Annotated in this window: 1 pseudogene; it reads right to left on the minus strand. The window is 63.4% G+C overall.

The annotated features are described in order from the left end of the window. Positions 1-276 (minus strand): annotated as a pseudogene (locus E0702_RS17225) (Na+/H+ antiporter subunit D); the annotation flags it as partial.

Genomic DNA, 276 nt, shown 5'->3' on the forward strand with positions numbered 1-276 from the left:
CCCGACGCCGGTCAGGAAGGCGAGCGTGGCCACCAGGTTCAGGCCGACATATTTTACCGCCGCATCGATCTGGTCCCGCCGCCCGCCGATCACCAGCAGGCCGAAGGACGCGATCAGCATCACCTCGAACCAGACATAGAGGTTGAAGATATCGCCGGTCAGGAACGCACCGCAGACCCCGACGAGCAGGGCATGGCTCAGGGCATGAAAGCCCACGCGCTTTTCATCCTCGGTCACGTCGAACCGGCTGTAGACGATCACCGCCACCGCCACGAT

Origin of the sequence: Halomonas marinisediminis, assembly GCF_004347715.1 — a bacterium.
GTDB lineage: Bacteria > Pseudomonadota > Gammaproteobacteria > Pseudomonadales > Halomonadaceae > Halomonas > Halomonas icarae.